16 protein-coding genes and 6 tRNA genes are annotated in these 16,042 nt (G+C 40.0%); 5 read left to right on the top strand and 17 right to left on the bottom strand.

The window, feature by feature from the left end; translation table 11 throughout:
- Positions 1-72 precede the first annotated feature (72 nt).
- From ACESON_RS14600 to ACESON_RS14640, 9 genes are all read right to left on the bottom strand, one after another.
- Positions 73-1,158 carry a TRAP transporter substrate-binding protein gene (locus ACESON_RS14600; RefSeq protein ID WP_373110645.1) on the bottom strand — a complete coding sequence of 362 codons (1,086 nt, stop codon included), beginning with the start codon at positions 1,156-1,158 and terminating at the stop codon, positions 73-75.
- Positions 1,159-1,454: 296 nt separating this feature from the next.
- A complete protein-coding gene (locus ACESON_RS14605) occupies positions 1,455-2,171 on the bottom strand; it encodes a helix-turn-helix domain-containing protein (RefSeq protein ID WP_373110647.1) in 717 nt (238 codons plus the stop codon).
- Positions 2,152-3,597: a sensor histidine kinase gene (locus tag ACESON_RS14610; protein WP_373110649.1), complete on the bottom strand. Its 1,446-nt coding sequence runs from the start codon at positions 3,595-3,597 to the stop codon at positions 2,152-2,154. The genes ACESON_RS14605 and ACESON_RS14610 overlap by 20 nt, the downstream gene beginning before the upstream one ends.
- A 169-nt stretch (positions 3,598-3,766) precedes the next feature.
- Positions 3,767-4,618 carry a 16S rRNA (cytidine(1402)-2'-O)-methyltransferase gene (rsmI, locus tag ACESON_RS14615; protein WP_373110650.1) on the bottom strand — a complete coding sequence of 284 codons (852 nt, stop codon included), beginning with the start codon at positions 4,616-4,618 and terminating at the stop codon, positions 3,767-3,769.
- Positions 4,619-4,650: 32 nt separating this feature from the next.
- A complete protein-coding gene (locus ACESON_RS14620; protein WP_373110669.1) occupies positions 4,651-5,379 on the bottom strand; it encodes a tRNA1(Val) (adenine(37)-N6)-methyltransferase in 729 nt (242 codons plus the stop codon).
- A 46-nt stretch (positions 5,380-5,425) separates the two neighbouring features.
- Positions 5,426-6,334 (bottom strand): stage 0 sporulation family protein, encoded by a 909-nt coding sequence (locus ACESON_RS14625; RefSeq protein WP_177958063.1) that lies wholly within the window; start codon positions 6,332-6,334, stop codon positions 5,426-5,428.
- 15 nt (positions 6,335-6,349) lie between these two features.
- On the bottom strand, positions 6,350-7,339 hold the full coding sequence (gene holB / locus ACESON_RS14630) for a DNA polymerase III subunit delta' (protein ID WP_373110652.1): 990 nt from the start codon (positions 7,337-7,339) through the stop codon (positions 6,350-6,352).
- A 229-nt stretch (positions 7,340-7,568) separates the two neighbouring features.
- Positions 7,569-8,144, bottom strand: a complete 576-nt coding sequence (locus ACESON_RS14635; RefSeq protein ID WP_177958060.1) for a guanylate kinase — start codon at positions 8,142-8,144, stop codon at positions 7,569-7,571.
- 1 nt (position 8,145) lies between these two features.
- A complete protein-coding gene (locus ACESON_RS14640) occupies positions 8,146-9,714 on the bottom strand; it encodes an aminotransferase class I/II-fold pyridoxal phosphate-dependent enzyme (RefSeq protein WP_373110654.1) in 1,569 nt (522 codons plus the stop codon).
- Positions 9,715-9,839: 125 nt separating this feature from the next.
- Here ACESON_RS14640 and ACESON_RS14645 point away from each other — a divergent pair, with 125 nt between their 5' ends.
- On the top strand, positions 9,840-10,067 hold the full coding sequence (locus ACESON_RS14645; RefSeq protein ID WP_177958056.1) for a hypothetical protein: 228 nt from the start codon (positions 9,840-9,842) through the stop codon (positions 10,065-10,067).
- 25 nt (positions 10,068-10,092) lie between these two features.
- Here ACESON_RS14645 and ACESON_RS14650 read toward each other — a convergent pair whose 3' ends face one another.
- Entirely contained in the window at positions 10,093-11,769 is a 1,677-nt protein-coding gene (locus ACESON_RS14650; RefSeq protein ID WP_373110656.1) for a hypothetical protein, read from the bottom strand.
- A gap of 235 nt (positions 11,770-12,004) precedes the next feature.
- Here ACESON_RS14650 and ACESON_RS14655 point away from each other — a divergent pair, with 235 nt between their 5' ends.
- On the top strand, positions 12,005-12,205 hold the full coding sequence (locus tag ACESON_RS14655) for a hypothetical protein (protein WP_373110658.1): 201 nt from the start codon (positions 12,005-12,007) through the stop codon (positions 12,203-12,205).
- 106 nt (positions 12,206-12,311) lie between these two features.
- Here the strand turns inward: ACESON_RS14655 and ACESON_RS14660 are convergent, their stop codons facing one another.
- Positions 12,312-12,659: a hypothetical protein gene (locus ACESON_RS14660; RefSeq protein WP_373110659.1), complete on the bottom strand. Its 348-nt coding sequence runs from the start codon at positions 12,657-12,659 to the stop codon at positions 12,312-12,314.
- A gap of 350 nt (positions 12,660-13,009) precedes the next feature.
- On the opposite strand from ACESON_RS14660, the gene ACESON_RS14665 reads away from it, so the two are divergent.
- The 3 genes from ACESON_RS14665 to ACESON_RS14675 all read left to right on the top strand — a co-directional run bounded on the left by ACESON_RS14665 (position 13,010) and on the right by ACESON_RS14675 (position 15,406).
- Positions 13,010-13,291: a hypothetical protein gene (locus ACESON_RS14665; protein WP_373110661.1), complete on the top strand. Its 282-nt coding sequence runs from the start codon at positions 13,010-13,012 to the stop codon at positions 13,289-13,291.
- A 160-nt stretch (positions 13,292-13,451) separates the two neighbouring features.
- Positions 13,452-14,501 carry a replication initiation factor domain-containing protein gene (locus ACESON_RS14670; RefSeq protein ID WP_373110662.1) on the top strand — a complete coding sequence of 350 codons (1,050 nt, stop codon included), beginning with the start codon at positions 13,452-13,454 and terminating at the stop codon, positions 14,499-14,501.
- A 5-nt stretch (positions 14,502-14,506) separates the two neighbouring features.
- Entirely contained in the window at positions 14,507-15,406 is a 900-nt protein-coding gene (locus ACESON_RS14675) for a tyrosine-type recombinase/integrase (protein WP_373110664.1), read from the top strand.
- 110 nt (positions 15,407-15,516) lie between these two features.
- Here the strand turns inward: ACESON_RS14675 and ACESON_RS14680 are convergent.
- The 6 genes from ACESON_RS14680 to ACESON_RS14705 all read right to left on the bottom strand — a co-directional run bounded on the left by ACESON_RS14680 (position 15,517) and on the right by ACESON_RS14705 (position 16,039).
- Positions 15,517-15,589, bottom strand: a tRNA-Lys gene (locus ACESON_RS14680).
- Between the two features lie 3 nt (positions 15,590-15,592).
- A tRNA-Phe gene (locus tag ACESON_RS14685) sits at positions 15,593-15,665 on the bottom strand.
- 4 nt (positions 15,666-15,669) lie between these two features.
- Positions 15,670-15,743 (bottom strand) — tRNA-Met (locus tag ACESON_RS14690).
- 26 nt (positions 15,744-15,769) lie between these two features.
- Positions 15,770-15,851 (bottom strand) — tRNA-Tyr (locus tag ACESON_RS14695).
- A gap of 14 nt (positions 15,852-15,865) precedes the next feature.
- Positions 15,866-15,938: transfer RNA gene (locus ACESON_RS14700), tRNA-Thr, on the bottom strand.
- A 28-nt stretch (positions 15,939-15,966) separates the two neighbouring features.
- A tRNA-Val gene (locus ACESON_RS14705) sits at positions 15,967-16,039 on the bottom strand.
- Positions 16,040-16,042 lie beyond the last annotated feature (3 nt).

A 16,042-nucleotide genomic window follows, 5' to 3' on the forward strand; every position in this document is an offset into this window, starting at 1 on the left:
TCCTGACAGGAAAAGAAAATCGGCGGAGGTATAGTATACTCCACCGATCCCCCATTCCATAGATTTTAAAAATTAATAAGAAGTGTTTTTAATCTGAGAAATAATTTCTGCATACTCCTCGCCATATTTATCATATACGCTACTGCAAGCCTCCTGCCATTCATTGACATTGACTTCAATTACCTCTGTTCCAGATTCTTTAATTGTCTGTAAATATTCCGCATCCTTGGCATCAGACAATTCTTCAAAGAACGGAATGGATTCCTCAAAGCATTCTTTTATTAACTCCTGATCTTGTTCATTTAACTGATTCCATGTTGCTTCAGAAAACAGGATAAGATTCGGGCTGATTTCATGCTGATCCATTACATAATACTTGGATACTTCCTGAAATGCATTATTCACAAAGCCAGATAATGGCTGCTCTGCTCCATCTACAACCCCAGACTGAAGAGCACTATATAATTCAGAAAATGCAACGGATTGTGCAAAGGCGCCTACTGCTTCTACAGCATCATAGTAAATAGATCCTTCCTGACAACGAATCTGCATATTTTTCATATCTTCCGGCTTTTCTACACGTTTTTCAGTAAAGAAATAGTTTCTGGCAGATTCCTGATATGCCCCAACGCACACCATAGAACTTCCTGATGACTGAACTGTATCAAGCAGTGCCTGACCTTCAGGTGACTTCTCAAAAGCTCGCGCGTGCTCCACTGAGTCAAACAAATATGGAAGTGTAAATACTCCAAGCCCATCACAGCCATAATCCGCAATAACTCCGCTCATAAGCATAGCGGCATCAATAGTTCCTGTCTGAAGTCCCTGCACTGTCGTAGCTTTATCTCCCAATGAACCACTATAGAAAAGTTCCAGTTTAAATCGCCCATCACTTTTTTCTTCTAGAACTTCACCAAATTTTGCGATTCCCTGACACAGAGGGTGATTTTCTCCGTTCTGAAGAGCAAATTTTAAAGTATAATTATCACCTGACGGCGCTTCTTCAGAGGATGCTTCTGACGCTGCATCTGAAGAAGCTGCTGTATTTGCAGCCGCAGACGAAGTCTTTGTCTGCTCCGTATTAGAATTGCCGCCTCCACAGGCTGTTAAAGAAGCCGCTAGTGTACAGGAAATGAAAAATGCCATAAGTTTTTTCATGATAAACCCTCCTAAATGATAAAACAAATCTCTTTACGTTATTTACAAGTGCGCGCTTGTTATGTTAAATTCATTTTATCAATGTAATTTGTAATTTTCCACAGATAAAATCGACTCTTTCTATAACAAAATCGATATTTTTTATATTTTCTTTATATTTATCGTGCAAAAAATGTTTTATTGCACAAAAAATAGACAAATTAGATACTATTCTATATCTTTTTTGTCCATTTTTCCCTGTTCTTATATACAATATTTTTATGTGAAAATGTACTTTCAAATTATGTAATCATACTTCAAGAATCTTTATGAACACTTTCACGGTATTTAGCAGGAGAAATTCCTGTAACCTGCTTAAATGATTTTGCGAAATATGCAGGATCTCCAAAACCTGTCTTCTGAGCAACTATCCCTGGCGTCATTCCATGAAGAAGTAACTTTTTTGCGTGAGCAATTCGAACATTTTTCAAATATCCCATCACTGTCATCCCACTCTCTTCACGGAATAAGCGTCCTAGATATGAACGTTCTAAACATACTTCATCTGCAATATCCTTAAGTGTAATATTTTCAGAATAATGTACTTCTAAATATTTTTGGACTTTTTGAATAGTTCCTGCTTTTCCATAAAGCAGCTCCTCTTTTTGAGCTGGTAAAAGCCCCCGTTCCACCGCTTCGTGAAAAGATTCTATCGAATATGGCTTAACTAAATAATCTAATGCCTGATTCAAAATTGCACCTCTCATATGCTCATAATCTGAATAGGCAGATACAATAATAATTTTTATATCTGGAAGGTTTTCACGAATTTGCGAAGCTGCAGAAAGGCCATCTAACAATGGAAGGTTAATATCCATTAAAATTAATTCTGGCTTTTCCTGAAGGGCAATCGATACAGCCATTTCTCCGTTTGAAGCAGTAAGGATACTTTGCACTTTGGGAAATCCGTCCTGTACCATTTGTACCATTGCCCGACATTCTAAAAGCTCATCTTCAACAATTAATATTTTCATTGGACACCTCCTGAGGAATTAACAAAGTTACACTGCTGCTAATACCAGGTATACTGGCAATCTCCATTTTCGCATTTTCCGGACCATAAAGAAGTTCCAAACGTTTCTGTATATTCGACAGTCCAATTCCGCCCCAATCCTTTTTTAATACTTTTTCTGGTTCAAATCCAACTCCATTATCAGTAACACAAATAGAAACTTTATTTTCTTCCCAAGTAATTGAGATATGAATATGAAGACTCTTTCTATTTCCGAATCCATGCTTAAAGCAATTTTCTACAATTGGCTGAATAGACATCGTAGGAATTTGAATATCGTCTCCTTCTAAATCATTATGAATTTCTGCTTCTATTGCATCATTAAACCGACATTTCTGCAAGAAAAGATATTGTTCAACAATTTCTAATTCTTCGTCCAAAGCTGTCATTCTCTCTTGATGATACAAAGAATAACGTAAAATACGTCCTGTTGCCTCTACCATCTGCATTACTATTTTAGAATCACCAATCAAAGCAGTTACTCCAATTAAATTTAAAGAATTAAACAAGAAATGAGGATTAACTTGAGCACGTAAAGCAGAAAGCTGTGCTGCAATCATCATTGCGTGTTGCTTTTCATTAATCAACCTTTCCTCATTCAATTGTTTCTCAAGACGAGCTTTATTCTTAATATCTCGAATATACTCTCTGATCTCTTGCTTCATATGATTTGCCGTTTGAGAAATTAAAGTAAATTCTCTATATCGAGAAATTTCCAAATCCGGAACATTCCAATTCCTATGGGCCAGCTGATTAAAGTATGTAGTCATATTTCCAAGAATTCTGCGCGTTACAATCGAAAAATGAACCAGAACAACCCCCATTGCAACCGCAGCTACCGAAAATAATGCTGCTACAAGAGAAACTCTGCGTGACAAAGTTTTTGATGCTGTTTCATAAGCTTTCCTTGCATATGTCATATCAGTCTGAGACATTTCCAGTGCCTGCTGCTGATGCATTTTAAGTCCATCAAGAACATACGTATAAACAGTATACCAAGGGGAATGGGTATCAAGACTTTCTTTAATCTGCTCCTGCTGATAAATATTAAAATTATTTAATCGACGGATATTATTCATTGTTACAGATTCACCTTCGCATACCCTCTGGAATGCTGCCAAATCTTCCTCCAATACACGACAGGAATCCAGATAAATTTCAATTCCATCTTCTGAACGTGTACGTACAAATTCTGTAAATACCTGCTCCATATGATATAAATCAGCAAAAATAGAATCACATAATGCCATACGATTAAGAAATTGAAGCTGTAAACGATCCTGTACATTTATTTCATAAATCATAGTTCCTATTACAGAGACAGCCATTAAAAATAACGCAATGCAAAAAGAAAGAAAAAAAGACATAATACCCGGTTGTTTTTTCATAATTGTAGAATCCTCTATATAAAAATATATTTACTTTTCATTATACATGAAGAAGCGACAAGTTTCCACGTTTCTTATTCTATGCTTATTTTTATAATTACAAAAAGGTTCTGCACCGCCTGAAACCATACTTCCTGGCAATACAAAACCTTGTATATTTTCTTTGTTCCTATTCGTCCCTTTCCATCAGCCCCTGATACACATCTCGCTTGGAAATCCCGCGATCTTTCGCCACTTTTTTCATAGCTTCCTTTCGATCCATTCCCTGTGTCAGATACACCTCCATGTGATCTTCCAGGCTCATTTCCTCCCAGGATTTCTGCTGCTCCCGTTTCAGATCCTCTATGCTTCTTCCCTCGATCACAATCACACATTCACCCTTCGGCTCCTCTGTCTCAAATCTTTGAAGAGCCTCTGCAAAGGTGGCCTGATACGCCTCCTCGTACCGCTTAGTCAGCTCCCGGCACAGTGTCAGTCTTCTCTCCATTCCAAGAGCAGCCCCCAGCTCCTCCAGAGTGCGCACCAGATGGTGAGGAGCCTCATAAACAATCATTGTTCTTGTTTCCTGCTTCAGCTCCTCCAGGATCCACTGGCGTTCCTTTTTATCCGTTGGCAGAAATGCCTCAAAACAAAATCGCCTTGTAGGAAGCCCAGAAAGAGTCAGAGCTGTAATGCAGGCCGCCGGACCAGGCAGAGAGGTAACTAAAATTCCCGCTTCATAACACTGCCGCACCAGCTCTTCACCAGGATCTGAAATTCCAGGCGTTCCTGCATCTGTTACCAGAGCAATATTCACGCCCTGCTGCATCTGTCCTACCAGATATCTTGCCTTATCCACCTTGTTATATTCATGATAACTGGTCATAGGCGTTTTAATATCAAAATGATTCAGCAGCTTGATCGTATGGCGCGTATCCTCCGCAGCAATCAGATCTGCTGTTTTCAATGTTTCCAAAACCCGCAGCGTAATATCATCCAGATTTCCAATGGGGGTCGCACATAAATACAGCTTTCCGCTCATGTTCTTCCTGCCTCCTCTCTCATATTCCAGCTTTAATATCCGTATATGGTATAAATCTCATCCGTATAAACTCCTGGTTTTTGATATACAATCACAGGTGCTTCCACCTTCATCATAGAGCGGCCGCCCCGTACTGATTCGATCAGCACCATATTGGCATCCCGATCTACAAAAGGATGAACCAGCTTCATCCTTTTAGGCTCCAGCTTATATTCCTTCAGAACCGTAATAATCTCAGCCAGCCGATGAGGCCGGTGTACCATGTAAAAACGACCGCCCGGCTTTAAAAGCATTGCCGCTTCTCTCGCCACATCCTCCAGAGTACAAAGCACCTCATGGCGGGCAATCGCCTTGGGCAAATCCGGATTTTTCAGTCCGTGGCTGTCATTCATATAAGGAGGATTGGACGTAACCACATCAAAAGAAGCCTTGCCGAAAAGACGGCTGGCTTCCCTGATATCGCCCTGTACAATCCTTACTCTGTCCTCCAGGCTGTTAAGGCCGACGCTTCTCCTGGCCATATCTGCCATTTCCTGCTGAATCTCCAGTCCCGTAAAATCCTTTCCCTCTGTTTTTGCTTCAAGAAGAATAGGAATAATTCCGGTTCCTGTTCCCAGATCAATAGCCCGCTCGCCTTCCTTCACAGCTGCAAAGCCAGACAGAAGGACTGCATCCATGCCAAAACAAAAGCCCTTCTTTTTCTGAATGATCCGGTAGCCATTTCTCTGCAGATCATCAATCCGCTCGTCCTCCAGGCACATACCTGATACTTCCTCGTTCCGATTCATTTTTTCTGCAGTATTCTCTCTATTCATTCAGCTTTGACTTACCCTCTTTTTTCTCCAGAGCCTCCAGCTTCTTCAGCTCAGAATCCTCAACCTCAACTCTTCCCTTTTTCCGTCTCGGTTTAAATTTGAGCTGCTCTACCTTGTACTCCCGAATCTCCTTCTCATCCTTTTCCACAACCACGATCACCTTAACCAGCTGGCGCAGAACATTCACACTCTGAACCTCGCCTTTCAAACCGTCATCGGTTGTTACATAATCTCCGATACCTGGAAGTTTGCTGTTTAAATATTCATACGTTTCTTCTTCGTTTTTTAGACAGCACATCAATCTTCCGCAGACACCGGAAATCTTGGTCGGATTCAGAGAAAGATTCTGTTCCTTTGCCATCTTGATCGATACAGGAATAAACTCAGTCAGATAGGAATGGCAGCATAAAGCCCTTCCGCAAATGCCTACGCCTCCTACAATCTTTGTTTCGTCCCGAACGCCTACCTGACGCAGTTCAATTCTGGTCTTAAACACAGAAGCCAGATCCTTTACCAGCTCACGGAAATCAATCCGGCCATCTGCTGTAAAATAAAACAGAATTTTATTATTATCAAAGGTATATTCCACATCGATCAGCTTCATTTCCAGATTGTGCTTGCGGATCTTTTCCTGACAGATCTTAAATGCATCCTTTTCCTTGGCCCGGTTCAGCTGCTCTTTATTTTTGTCGTCCTTCGTTGCCATACGAATTACAGATTTTAACGGCTGGATCACCTTGCTTTCCTCTACGTCGCGGCTGCCCAGAACCACATATCCATATTCAATTCCGCGGGCTGTCTCCACGATCACATGATCACCCGTCTTAATCTCCATATTTCCGGGAGAAAAATAATAAATCTTTCCTGCATTCCGGAACCGGACTCCTATTACCTTTATCATCTATATTACCTCTTTCTAATTCTCCTTCATTACCAGAAGCATCAGCTCCATTGCCAGATCCATATTGACATTGGCATCCAGGCGCACTCTTGCCTTGTCTATGGCATCCAAAATCTGCTCCAGCCCGTCATAGCCGCTTACCTGGCTGATTTCATTGATCGACCGGTACTCATCCTTAAAGACCAGCAGATTGATATCCTTCGTCACTTTGTAAAGCAGAACGTCCCGATACCACAGCTGCATAAAATCAAGACATTCATAAATATCCAGATTATCCTCCTTCAGTTTTCGGATATAATCCAGAAGCTCGGAAATATCTGCATCCTTCACATGCTTCAGCAGATGAAGAACCTCCTGCCGCATCAAATTAAAATCCTCAGAAGATGCCAGCGCAATAGCCCGTCCCAGATTTCCCCTGGCGAACGCCGCATAAATATCTGCATCTGCTTCCGCAATCTGCATATGCTCTGTCAGATAACTTTTCACTACAAAATCCTTTAGAGGCTTCAGCTTCAGCTGAACACACCGGGAAAGAATTGTCGGCAAAAACGCATCCTGATTGGTTGTCAGAAGAATAATAACCGCATAGGACGGCGGCTCTTCTATGGTCTTCAGCAGGGCATTCTGCGCCTGCTGAGTCATCTTCTCTGCCTCGTCTACAATATAAATCTTATAATAGCTGCTGTAAGGCCGTACCATAATCGTGTCATTGATCTGCTTTCTGATATCATCCACACCAATGCTGCCCGGTTTCTCATGCTCTACATAGATCAAATCCGGGTGATTTCCGCTTAATACCTGTTTGCATGCATGACATTCCATACAGGGCTCGCTTTTCCCTTTTTCACAAAGAAGCGTCAGCGCAAATGCATTTGCCAGAGACTTCCGTCCCATCCCTGCTTCTCCTGTCAGGATATAGGCGTGAGACACTTTATTATTCGCAATGGCCTTTTGAAAATGATCTTTTATCTGTTCATGTCCAATAATATCATGGAAGCTTAACATGGCCTGCACCTCACAATCTGTTCTGAATTTCTATCTTATGTGAAAGTATATCACAGATTCAGGGTTCTGTATAGGAAATTGTATAACTGTTCAGGACGGCATCTTCTTGTCCGGCAAAGCCGAACAAGAAGCATCGGAGATTCCTCCGATGTGAGATCTGGCAGAAAAATCCGCTTACAAGCAAGCTTGACACAAATTTTTCTGCCAGATCTCCCGCCGTCCTGAATAGTTACACAATTGTGTTTTTCAGCTGGAGGACACACTCCTCAAAATCCTCGTTTTCATAGGCTTTTTCAATTCCCAGCCGCTGTAAATTCTCCCTGGAAAAGTCCGCTTCATCTGCCAGAAATCTCCGGCACAGCTCCGCATAATTTGGTTTTTTCTGCTGCCGTTCCCTCCTGAGGGCCCGTTCCAGACGAACGCCGTCATCCACAGCAATATAAAGCGGAATAACATGATCCTCTCCATAATAATTTCTCATATTTTCATAAGAAATCAAAGTCCCAATCGCAAGGTAATCCTCATTTTCCAGATCCACCTGTCCGTCATCTACTGTAGCATAGCTCCAGGGACCGCTTACTGTCTCATAGGTGCGCAGCTCAATCATTTTCCCCTCTTCAGAAAATCTCTGAAGGACTTCCGGCGTTGTAAAATAATATTCTACTCCATCCGTCTCTCCGTCCCGCATCGGTCTGGTTGTATACAGTATAATGGTTTTAAGCTTTGGGCAAACTTCCAAAAGCCTCTTATAAAGGGTATCCTTTCCAGAGGCGCTTTTTCCCATTAGATAAAAAATCTTTCCCATATTATTTCCTTTCCGTCCCAGGACTTTCTTTTAAAACGCGAAGCTTCATGCAGCTTTTATCTGCCATTCCCTGCACTGGAAGTCCCAATCCTTTATAATAAAAAATCTGGTTCAAAATCATTTCTGTTATACACTCTCCCGGCGTCACAATCGGAATTCCCGGCGGATATAAATAAATAAATTCCGCTGAAATTCTTCCTTCGCACTGTTCCAGCAAAAGTGACTCCGACGGCAGATTCGCCGCCTCTGACGGCTTCTTCCGGATATCAGGCTGTTCCCAAATCCAGCAGTTATTTTCCTCTGGCTTCCCGATTGTCACGAAAGCCTTCTCCCTTACCATTTCGACAGATGATTCTGAAGCTTCTTCTGCCAACCTGTTTTTTTCCAGACTTTCATCAATTTCCAGCAAAGCATCTGCCAGACGATCAAGATTCTCCTGACTGTCCATATAAGTCAGGATCGCCACTGCATAATCTGCTCCGCACATCTCCATCTCAATTCCATAATCCCGGCGAAGCCAGTCTCCTAACTGTTCTCCAGATAGATTTTTTCTGCATCCTCTGCACGAAATCACCAGCTTTGACAAGTCAATTCCGTACACTCCATTTTTTAAATTTTCGGACACAGAATATTCATTCAAACCACTGTTTATTTCTCCCAGAATCCGAAGCACCCTCAGATTTTCCAGACGTTTCCGAAGCAACATCAGTCTTTTCCAAAACTGAGCCATCGCGTCCTTTCCATTCTGGCTCATTTCATAAATACACTGTTCTATTCCCGCCATAAATATATAAGATGGACTGCTGGTCTGAAACATCTGCAGATACCGCTCCACCCGGTCTATATCAATTCGTCCCTTTTGTCCATGAAGAAGCGCTGTCTGCGTAAAAGAAGGAAGGGTCTTATGAACACTCTGAATCACCAAATCTGCACCGCACTGAATGGCAGATTTTGGAAATACTCTATTTCCAAAGGAAAAATGAGCTCCATGAGCTTCATCTACAATCAGAGGAATTCCGTGGGCATGAACTATTTTTGCTATTTTTTCAACATCAGATACAATTCCATCATAGGTTGGGGAAACGATCAAAACTGCTTCTGTATCGGGATAACGATCCAAACTATTTTCCACATCCTCCGGAAGAATTCCTCCCTGTATCCCCATATCTTCAATTATTTGTGGATAAATATAACTCACTTTCGCATCCATGAGGATAACTCCGTGATAAGCAGATTTATGACAGTTCCGGCTCATAAGAATCCGCCCTCCCGGCCGTACTGTTCCGCAAATACTGCTGAGAATGCCGCAGGTGCTTCCATTAACCAGATACCATGTTTTATCACAACCATATACTTCTGATGCCCACTCCATAGATTCCTTCAAAATACCTTCCGGATGATGGAGATTGTCAAATCCATCTATTTCTGTAATGTCGATCGAAAAAGGATTTGGAAAATCAAATGTCAGCCAGCTTTCCTGATTTCGTTTGTGACCAGGCATATGACACGGTACCTGATCCGATTTTCCGTAATTCCTTAGTCTCGTAACGAGCAAATCCTCTTTTTTCACATGAATACCCTCTCTTTTTCACCGTTGAATCATAGCTGCTACAAATCATATGAATTGTAGCACAGAACGCCTTTACATTCCACATTCTTTTCTCTATAATAAATGTGCGAAGGAGATGATTTTTTATGCGTCAGATGGAATTTAAAATGGAACGCCAGGGACTTGTACAGGTTGGAGATAAAGTAGAAGTAGTTGAACGGGAAGGTGTTAATTACAGTTATATTATTGAGCCGGCTGTAGCCATGTCCGGCTGTTACAAATCCCGTGATCGTCTGAAATCAAGAGAAGGTATTATCCGGGATATCCGGGAAAATGACCGAGGCTTTTATATTATCGCAGAATTTGATGAATAACAGAAAAACAGGATTATGACAGCTCTTATTTCACTGTCATAATCCTGTTATGATCCGGAATAATCAACGTTTTTCTCCACTTTACAATAGGTGTTTCATTTTTCTCCCAATAACAATCATTCCAATAGCAATACACATCACCATCCTGTATCAGAACAAATTCCAGATAATCATCGCCTGTGGTTTCCGTACCGCTGCGAAGCTCTCTGTCATCAAGAAAGCTCATCTGACCATTCATGGAAATCACTGCAATCACACCATATCCGCTTTTCCAGCTTTTTGGCGCATAATCTCCATACATTTGATCCGCTTCCTTTGAGTAATACAATTCGTAAATACGTCCCTTAAATCGCTCTCCTATCTTCTCTGCCTCTTCCTTTCGGTTCAGCGGTTTTTTATAAAGCTGGCTGTAATGGGCTCCGGAATTCCCCTTCTTTTCACATGCACTGTAGTACAGATTATTTCCTGCAATGCAGAAGCTATCAATGGTTTTTCCCTGCTGTTCAAATAAAGATTCATGCCCGTTTACCATTTCAAATACAGCCATTTCCCCTTTATTTTCCGTTTCCTTCAAAGAATAAGTATGATTTCCGTACACAGAAACGTCAGGCCTTACATTCACCACTCTGTTGCAGGACATTTCAAAAATGCGATCCCCGTAATGCACGCTTCCGTCTGCATCCGTACAAAGAGTCCGTCCCAGGGTATCATAAATATAAATATCCTCGCCCTCTTTTTCCGCATAATACCCAGGCTCAAACTCTTCAAATTCCTTATCAATATCAAATCTCTGAATCCGGCCATCCCACTCTGCATAAATACCATCCTGCCATACCCGATAATTACTTACATCCTGGGTAATCATCTCCGTCCTTGTGCCATCATTGCTGACCCGATATAAAGTATGATACAGGGTAGGACGCACTTGGGAAAGCTTGGTATCCTTCCGTTCCGGACAAGGCAGATAATATGTCCATCCGTCCTTTTTCTGAATTTCCGGATTGATTTCTTCCTCTCCGGACAGCTCCGTTGCAGATAAGGGCATAGAATATAGAACTTGTCCAATTTCTGAAAGGAATACAGCCTTATCTCCAACCTGAATCACGATATCTTTTTTTTCTGTCTCTGCCGGCAATGTTACCCCTTCACCTGAATTGTCAAAAAAACGCCGCTCAAAGGGTTCACTTATATGCTGCAGCCTCTGTCTGACCTTATAAAATCCAATTACCACTACTACCGCCGCCAGAAAAACCAGCACAATAGAAATCACACTTTTGACCACCGGACGAGAAGGCTCCTTCTCTGCAGGTGTTTCTGCCTCATCTACCAGTCCAAGTCTATCCTCAATTTCTAAAAGGACAGATGTTTCATCCAGGTTCGAACGATTTTCTTTCTTTGCTTCTTTAGACTGCATCTTTTCTTCCGCATAGGAAGATTCCAGCATTTCTCTGGTAGCTTCCAGCTTTGTTTCTGCCCAGAAATCTGCACGCTTCATCAGCCATTCCAAAGGAGATTTTTCTTTCTGAAGCTGAGACGATCTCTGATATGCCTCCATATAGGTAAGGATCAGCAGCTCCCGGACTTTTTCTTCCTGATTAAAAATCAATTTTCCATGGCGGTACAAAGTTTGATAAGTTGTAATGTAAAGGGTTTCAAATTCATCAATCCAGACAGGTTTAACAGATGTATTTTTTTTATTCATCTTCCTTAACCTCATCCTCTTCCTGCTTCTCATATTAACAAATAATCAGATATTTGACAAGGTTTTTCCTATAACACAAAAAAGCCGTTTTCCTTATAAATATTAGGAAAACGACCTCACTGAGCGTGTGGGGATTCGAACCCCGGACAACTTGATTAAAAGTTAGAATTGTTTGGATTATCTGTTATTTTCCTTAAACTTAAATAATTATTTTTATATTTAGGAGGTCTATTTTATGCGGTTTTATGAAGAGAAAAAACGTTTAAACATTACTGTTCCTGTTAAGTTGTATAATCTATTGGAACGTGATTCTATTATGTATGGTATGTCAAAATCAACCATAGTTCAAAATGCTATTGCTCGTTATTACCGGGATGAACTGCCGTCTGTGTCAAGCGGCAAGGAATCGCCGTCAGGCGGTGACGATACGCCGTAGGGCAACGCTTGACGCAGTTTTTAGATGCTAAAATGTAGGCAAGAGGACGTAGGAACGCAGTTCCGTTTAAGTCCTCTTGATTACATGAAAGCAGCTGCTGAAGCATTTATTCGGGAGTGATGTTTCCTTTTTTGCTTCTTTTAATTACTGCATCGCCTATCTTTTCTCCTGTTGATACTCCTGTTAATGTTTTTGCTATTTTCTGAGCTGTGTTGTTTTTTTCATAGGGTGGATTTCCGCTGATTCTATCTGTTATATCTTGTATGATTTCTTGAGGTGACATCCAGTCTATTTTGATTTCACCATGCTCTGATTCAAATTCTGCTATATGTTTTTCTACTATGTATTCTAACTCTTTTGCTAAACTTCGTTTATTATATTTTGCAATATATTTCATTTTTATTATATTGTCATCTGTCGTATTTGCTTTTATTACTGGTAATTTAGAAGGCATATTAAATTCCTTTCAAAAAGTAGTACATAAGTGGTTTACAAGTCGTACTACCTGTGCTATATTAAACATAGGTAGTACGACTATTGAACAACTTTATTTCTATAATTGTATTACTTAATGATTATACCATGGTAAAAATCTTTGTTCAAGTTTCTCCTGCTATGATGATATAGCATTTCCCCTTTATTACGAAAGACCAATTTTATATGCAACTATTGTAGATAGAACTGGAAGCGCAATGAAATATGTCTATAGTGTGCGTGCTGCCAACCGTGAAAGTCGGATTTCCAGAAGTGGAGAAGCGGACATATCGCAGGCTCCACAAATTCATATTCTTTGGGGGATTTATTTTGAAAAATTGCAATATTTTTACAGATGATTTAATGAAAAGGACTTCTCTTTGTTATAAAGAAATGTCTCCTGCTGATTTATGCGCTGAATACATTCTTTTAAAAAAATGCTTTGATATATTAAATAGTGATCCTCTTTCTAATCCATCTTTTGAATGTAAATGTATTGATTATTTTCTGAAGGCTATTGTTGATGAAATGGTATCTCGCTTTTTTGAAATGTTTAAAGACTGTGATTGTGCTTCTTGTTCTTTTGAAAAAATCTGTACTGCATGGAATTGACTTGTCAGCTTGCAAGCAAAATTTAGGGGGAAGCCCTCCTGCCGGCTATGCCGCAGGGGGCGCGCCCCTGCTCCTGCTCTAATTGAATATGAATTAAAAAATGGTTTACCCCCGGTAATACGGGGGTACAAAAGCCAGAAAGGGGTTTTAAGGAAACTTTATGAATATTGGAAATGATATTAATTTGAATAATGGATTATATCTCTTGGTTGATTGGATTGAATTCACTATTAAAAAAATAATGTCTTGGGAAGATGCTGTTTCTCATTTTGGGTTAAATGTTAAAGAATTTAAAACTGAGTTGAAAGGTGCTCAAGGTTATAAATCGCGCGTTCGGCATATTATATATCCTATTTCATTTTTGTATGATGGTAATGATGATATGGGGATTCATGTTTGTGTGTCTGGTTCGGCTGTACGTTATTTTTTAGATTGTTATTTTAAGAAGTATGATTGCTGTGATACTCCTTTCGGTGGTTTTGCCTATGAGGTTAATGATTTTAATGATACGGTTTTAAAGGATGTCTTAAGAGATATTTTAGGTATGGGTCAAGTTACTCGTTTTGATTTGGCTATTGATGATAAGGGATGTACTTATTATACGTGTGAAGAGGTTTGTAATATTTTTCGAAATGGTTTATATACTTCAAGATTTAAAAAATATAGGGATGACTTTGAGGGTGGTAAAGGGTTTTGTTCTGGTCGTACACTTTATCTTGGAAGTCGCAAGAGTGAACTTTTTATACGTATTTATGATAAGCAATTAGAGCAAAATTCAAAGAAAAAAGATTCTGTTTCTTTTCCTTGGGTTCGTTGGGAGATTGAGCTGCATCGTGCTCGCGCTAATACTGTAGCGCTTTTACTGGCTGCTGGTGGTGCTTTACCTGATATTGCTTTAGGTATATTATCAAATTATCTTCGTTTCCTTGTAAAGGATAATGCTCGTGATTCTCGTTGTTCTACTGATCCCAGGTGGGAAGCTTTTCTTGATGGAGTTAAGAAAATTCGAATCTGTTCACCAAAAGTTGAAAAAACTATTGATGATAAACGTAATTGGTTTAGAAAACAGGTTGCTCCTACAATGGCTGGAATATATGAAATTGATGGTGATTTAAGCTTTATTTATGAATGTATTGATTCTGGTCGTATGCGTTTATCTAAAGAATTGCTTGATATGATTGAGGAAGAAGCAAAAAAATATGATAGGTGATAGTTATGATTTTAAATGATATGCTGCAAGAATTTCTTTTTCAAAAAGAGTTAGCCGGATTATCAAAGCAAAGTCTGAAAGATTATGAAAACATACTTCAAATATTTGTTGATTATGCAGGAACAGAACTTCATCTTGAAATGATTACATATAGCCTTGCTACTCAATATATTAAATACTTGATGGGTAAAGGGCTTGCTAAAGCTACTTTAGCAACTTATATTCGTAATTTCCGTATTTTCCTTAAATGGATTTCGGTTGAATATGGTCTTTCTTTCGACTACCAGAAAATTAAGATTCCTAAAACACCAAAGAAGCTGGTTAATTTATTAAATGATTCTGATATAGCGTTTTTATTTTCCAGTATTGATAATTCGATTTCAATACCTTGGATAGCTGCACGAAATAAGGCTATAATTGCTTTAATGCTCGATTCTGGTCTTCGTCAGTTGGAAGTTTGTTCTTTATTGAAATGTAATATTAACGCTGAAAAAATGGCTTTAAAGGTTACTGGAAAAGGTGCAAAAGAAAGGTTTGTTCCTTTAGGAAATATGTCTTTATATTTCTTAAAAGAATATATAAAAGTATGTCCTGTTCATGACAGTCCTTATGTTTTTATTGGCCGTTTAGGAAATCCAATTACGACAACGACTGTAAAGGTGTTTATGAATCATTTAAAACATGATACCGGATTAGATTTATCATCACATAAACTTCGACATAATTTTGCAACAAACTATTGTATTGATAATTTGCGTGAGACTGGCAATTCTAATACCTATGATTTATCAATCCTGATGGGCCATGAAAGTATTGAGACTACAAAAAAATATGAACATTTTGCTCATAGTCTTATTGCATTGGAAAACAGACATTCTCATCTGGATAAAGTATTTTCAAAATGAAACTATTGTGGATAACTGTCTTGATAGTTAAAAAAGGTTTCTGGGATTTTATAGATATTCAGACAACAAAAAAGCCGTTTCCCTAGTGTTTACACGGAAAACGACCTCACTGAGCGTGCGGGGATTCGAACCCCGGACAACTTGATTAAAAGTCAAGTGCTCTACCGACTGAGCTACACGCCCATATGCCTTGGACCGGAATCGAACCAGTGACACGAGGATTTTCAGTCCTCTGCTCTACCAACTGAGCTACCAAGGCACAATTGCGGGGATAGGATTTGAACCTATGACCTTCGGGTTATGAGCCCGACGAGCTTCCAGACTGCTCCACCCCGCGATAATATCAATTTTTAACTTTTTGAGTGGGGGAAGGTGGATTCGAACCACCGAAAGCACAGCTAACAGATTTACAGTCTGCCCCCTTTGGCCACTCGGGAATTCCCCCATATAAAACTTCAAAGCCGATAATCGGACTCGAACCGATAACCTGCTGATTACAAATCAGCTGCTCTGCCAATTGAGCCATATCGGCAAAAGACCAGATGCTATTGATTGAAAAATGGGGCCTATAGGGCTCGAACCTATGACCCTCTGCTTGTAAGGCAGATGCTCTCCCAGCTGAGCTAAGACCCCATA

Source organism: Lachnoclostridium sp. Marseille-P6806, assembly GCF_964238185.1.
GTDB lineage: Bacteria > Bacillota > Clostridia > Lachnospirales > Lachnospiraceae > Brotaphodocola.

What these genes read in the sequence shown, in the direction of transcription:
- ACESON_RS14605 (WP_373110647.1), bottom strand. Translation starts at nt 2,171, where the DNA reads ATGAAAATATTAATTGTTGAAGATGAGCTTTTAGAATGTCGGGCAATG.
- rsmI (WP_373110650.1), bottom strand. Translation starts at nt 4,618, where the DNA reads ATGAGCGGAAAGCTGTATTTATGTGCGACCCCCATTGGAAATCTGGAT.
- ACESON_RS14600 (WP_373110645.1), bottom strand. Translation starts at nt 1,158, where the DNA reads ATGAAAAAACTTATGGCATTTTTCATTTCCTGTACACTAGCGGCTTCT.
- ACESON_RS14670 (WP_373110662.1), top strand. Translation starts at nt 13,452, where the DNA reads ATGAATATTGGAAATGATATTAATTTGAATAATGGATTATATCTCTTG.
- ACESON_RS14635 (WP_177958060.1), bottom strand. Translation starts at nt 8,144, where the DNA reads ATGGGAAAGATTTTTTATCTAATGGGAAAAAGCGCCTCTGGAAAGGAT.
- ACESON_RS14620 (WP_373110669.1), bottom strand. Translation starts at nt 5,379, where the DNA reads ATGTGCCTGGAGGACGAGCGGATTGATGATCTGCAGAGAAATGGCTAC.
- ACESON_RS14625 (WP_177958063.1), bottom strand. Translation starts at nt 6,334, where the DNA reads ATGATAAAGGTAATAGGAGTCCGGTTCCGGAATGCAGGAAAGATTTAT.
- ACESON_RS14650 (WP_373110656.1), bottom strand. Translation starts at nt 11,769, where the DNA reads ATGAATAAAAAAAATACATCTGTTAAACCTGTCTGGATTGATGAATTT.
- ACESON_RS14610 (WP_373110649.1), bottom strand. Translation starts at nt 3,597, where the DNA reads ATGAAAAAACAACCGGGTATTATGTCTTTTTTTCTTTCTTTTTGCATT.
- ACESON_RS14660 (WP_373110659.1), bottom strand. Translation starts at nt 12,659, where the DNA reads ATGCCTTCTAAATTACCAGTAATAAAAGCAAATACGACAGATGACAAT.
- holB (WP_373110652.1), bottom strand. Translation starts at nt 7,339, where the DNA reads ATGTTAAGCTTCCATGATATTATTGGACATGAACAGATAAAAGATCAT.
- ACESON_RS14645 (WP_177958056.1), top strand. Translation starts at nt 9,840, where the DNA reads ATGCGTCAGATGGAATTTAAAATGGAACGCCAGGGACTTGTACAGGTT.
- ACESON_RS14675 (WP_373110664.1), top strand. Translation starts at nt 14,507, where the DNA reads ATGATTTTAAATGATATGCTGCAAGAATTTCTTTTTCAAAAAGAGTTA.
- ACESON_RS14655 (WP_373110658.1), top strand. Translation starts at nt 12,005, where the DNA reads ATGCGGTTTTATGAAGAGAAAAAACGTTTAAACATTACTGTTCCTGTT.